Annotated in this window: 1 protein-coding gene; it reads left to right on the plus strand. The window is 55.7% G+C overall.

From position 1 onward, the window contains the following. Nucleotides 1-465 (plus strand): contractile injection system protein, VgrG/Pvc8 family (locus tag DEO48_RS23015; protein ID WP_258306163.1); only part of this gene is annotated, 465 nt, incomplete at both ends.

The raw sequence follows: 465 nt of genomic DNA on the forward strand, positions 1-465 counted from the left end.
TTGTTCTTTAATCTGGCAAATCAGGGGCTTGAACAGGGGGCGTATGTCCGCCAGTTCAGCTACCGTGAAGCGGTAAAAACCTCATCCGTGGAGCTGCGGGACTACAGCTTTAAAAATCCGGCCTACAGCCAGTCGAACCAGAAAATCAGTAACGATCTGGCGCATCAGCGCCAGACCTATGAGCACTACGACTATCCAGGGCGTTACAAGAGCGGGGAAAGCGGTAAGGCTTTTAGCGCATACCGGCTGGATGCACGACGGGCCGGAGCCATGATCGGTCAGGGGAAGTCAAACTGCGCGGATCTGCATCCGGGACTGCAGTTTTTGTTGTCAGAGCACCTGAACGATGCGTTTAACGCCTGGTGGCAGGTGGTGTATGCGAAGCATGAGGGTAAACAGCCGCAGGCGCTGGAAGAGGAAGCCGGTGACCAGGCCACCACCCTGACCAACGTCTTTGACGTGATG

It is taken from the genome of Enterobacter sp. CGMCC 5087, from assembly GCF_003144775.1.
GTDB lineage: Bacteria > Pseudomonadota > Gammaproteobacteria > Enterobacterales > Enterobacteriaceae > Enterobacter > Enterobacter cloacae_M.